Source organism: Protofrankia sp. Cj3 (assembly GCF_917627355.1).
GTDB lineage: Bacteria > Actinomycetota > Actinomycetes > Frankiales > Frankiaceae > Protofrankia.
Map to the genome: position 1 here is coordinate 1 of NZ_CAKJTR010000329.1, position 2,722 is coordinate 2,722.

The 2,722-nt window shown below is 71.5% G+C and carries 3 protein-coding genes; all 3 read right to left on the reverse strand.

The annotated features are described in order from the left end of the window. Nucleotides 1-862: TIGR03619 family F420-dependent LLM class oxidoreductase (locus MJ783_RS23200; RefSeq protein WP_239314007.1), on the reverse strand; the 862-nt coding region annotated here is incomplete at its 3' end. Next, the gene (locus MJ783_RS23205; protein WP_239314009.1) at nucleotides 822-1,301 is read right to left on the reverse strand and encodes a Zn-ribbon domain-containing OB-fold protein; all 480 of its coding nucleotides are present in this window, start codon (nucleotides 1,299-1,301) and stop codon (nucleotides 822-824) included. The genes MJ783_RS23200 and MJ783_RS23205, both read right to left, overlap by 41 nt. Beyond that, entirely contained in the window at nucleotides 1,301-2,491 is a 1,191-nt protein-coding gene (locus MJ783_RS23210; RefSeq protein ID WP_239314011.1) for a lipid-transfer protein, read from the reverse strand. Before MJ783_RS23210 ends, MJ783_RS23205 begins: the two co-directional genes overlap by 1 nt. Nucleotides 2,492-2,722 lie beyond the last annotated feature (231 nt).

Below are 2,722 nucleotides of genomic sequence, written 5' to 3' on the forward strand. Positions count from 1 at the left end.
AGATCCCAAAGTCGTCCACGGCCTGGGCGAGGGACTGCCGCATGGCGTCCGGGCCGTCCCCGCACCACAGCTGGTCCGCCCACACGACCAGATCGGTGATCCCCTCGGCGTCATAGCGGCGCACCAGTTCCGGATCCCGGCCCGCCAACCGGAAGTAGCAGGGAATCATCGCGCGCCCCTGCTCCTCGCACAGTGCCGCGAGCTGGTCGCGCAGCCGTACCGCGTCGGAGAAGGACGGCGTGCCGGAGCTGAACCAGGCGTCCCCGACCCGGGCCGCGCGGCGCAGCGCCCGGTCGGTGTTGCCCCCGAGGACGAGAGGAACGGTGACGGGCTCCGCGGTCACCTGGACCTTGTCGATCGTGAAGTGGGTGCCCCGATGCTCGAAGGGTCCCCCACCCCACGCGGAGCGCAGGACCGCCAGGCTCTCCTCCAGGCGGGATCCGCGTTCGCCGAACGGCACGCCGAGGGCGGCGAACTCCTCGCGCAGCCAACCGGCTCCGACCCCGAGCATGAACCTGCCGGCGGCGATCTCCTGCGTGGTGCAGGCGGCACGGGCGGTCAGAAGCGGATGACGCAACGGCAGGATGTAGATGCCGGTCGCGAGCTTCACCCTCGTCGTGAGCGCGGCGGCGGCGCTCAGCGCCGACCACGGGTCCAGCAGCCGCGTGGCCGGGCCGACGATCGGCCCGAGATGGTGCTGGTGCGCCGCCTGACCGTGGGTCGGATGCTCGCTGGAGTAGTCGTACGGCAGGACGAGGTGCTCGCCCAGCCAGAGTGCGTCGAAGCCGGTCTCATCGGCCGCGACGGCGAGGTCCAGCAGGTCACGCGCGCCCATGTTGTACACCGACAGGCCGATCCGCATCCTCAGCTCCTTGTTCCGGCTTCCACTGCGGCACGACAACGCCCTCGTCGGTGCCGTCGTCAAGCGTTTCGAACCAGACCCGCATGGGCTGCCCCGGGGTGAGTGCCGGCCGGCCGGGCAGGTAGCCGACCAGCCGGGCCGCCGGGACGTCATCGAGCTGTACGAGGACCACGCAGTAGGGCACCGGATAGGCGGGGTGCACCTGGTGCTCGACCACGGTCCAGGAGTACAAGGTCGCGGTACCGGCGACCGGCTGCCAGCGGCCGTCCCAGCCGCCACAGTGCCGGCAGTAGGCCCGCGGCAGGTGCAGCACGGCGTCGCAACCATCGCACCGGCGGATGACCAGTTCATGCCGGCGGGCGGCCTCGAAGAAGCCGCCGGTGTCGTGGTCGTCACCGACGGGGGCCAGGCGGGCGGCCCGAGGCGTCACGCCGTCCATCAGGCGGCCGTCAGGACGAGGGCGCTGCCGGGAGGCAGCGGTGTCGAGGTGACCAGGCACACCTCGGCGCCGGGCACCTGGGAGGTGGAGTCGCCGCGGATCTGGCGTACCCCCTCGAGAATGTGGTTCATGCCGTGGATGTAGCCCTCCGAGAGATGGCCACCGCCGGTATTGACCGGAATGCGGCCGTCCAGGTCGATGCCGCCCGCGGCGACGAACGGGCCCGCTTCTCCCTTCTCGCAGAACCCCCAGTCCTCCAGCTGGAGCAGCACGGTGATCGTGAAACAGTCGTAGATCTGGGCGACGTCGATGTCCTCGGGGCCGAGGCCCGCCCGGCGGTACAGCGTCCGGGCGACCGACCGGGCGGGCAGTTCGGTGAGCGACTCCCGCATCAGGGCCGGGAACTGGATGCCGGGCTGGGAGCCGGGGATAGTGCCCTGGGCGACGGCACGGATGAGGACGGGCGGCCGCCGGCAGTCGCGCGCCCGTGCGGCGCTGGTCACGACGACAGCGCAGGCCCCGTCGGTCTCCAGGCAGAAGTCGAACAGCCGCAGCGGATCGGAGATCATCCGGGCCGACAGGTAGTCGTCCATGGTGAGGGTGCGTGCGTGCAGCTGCGCCGCGGGGTTAGCGTTCGCCCGCGCCCGGCAGGCGAGCGCGATATGGCCGAGGTCCTCCGCCCGGGTACCGTATTCGATCATGTGGCGCCGGGCCAGGAGAGCGAAGATCTGACCGGGGGTGAGAAGCCCGTAGGGCGCGAAGAACTCGTCGTAGCCGCCCGCGCCGCCCACCCTGGCGCCAGTGGCGGCGGACAGGCCGAACCGACGCCCGGAGCGGCCGTTGATCTCGCGGAAGACCAGGACCGCGGTCGCCTGGCCGGACAGGATGGCGCCGACTGCCTGGCCCACCATGGCGCAGGGGGCCACCCCGCCCGGCCCGACCTGGGACCAGTACGTGAGGTTGTCGATGCCGAGGGAGTCGGCGAGGTCGCTGTGCAGCACGGTGTCCATGTCGCAGCGGACGATGCCGTCGATGTCAGCGGGTGAGAGCCCGGCGTCGTCGAGGGCGGCGAGCGCGGCCTGGGTCGCCAGGGTGAGATCACTGCGCCCGGAGTCGCGTGAGTAGTCGGTGGCGCCGATGCCCGCGATCGCGCAGCGGTCGCGGTGCCCGAACGTGTCCTGGTCGCCCATGGCAGGCCGCCCGTCCCTCCAAGGGTGGCACGGGGAAGCCGCCCGGCCCACCGGCGAACGATGGAGTAACGATGAGCCCCGGACTCTATCATCATGATGAATTCGATACCAGCGCCCAGCCTGGAGCGCCGGGCGGACGCTGGGGACGCTGGGGACGCGCCTCAGCCCACGACGCGCACCCTCTATTGCCGGTCATTCTTGGAACAGTGGGCGCCCCGCGTGGCCGGTGGG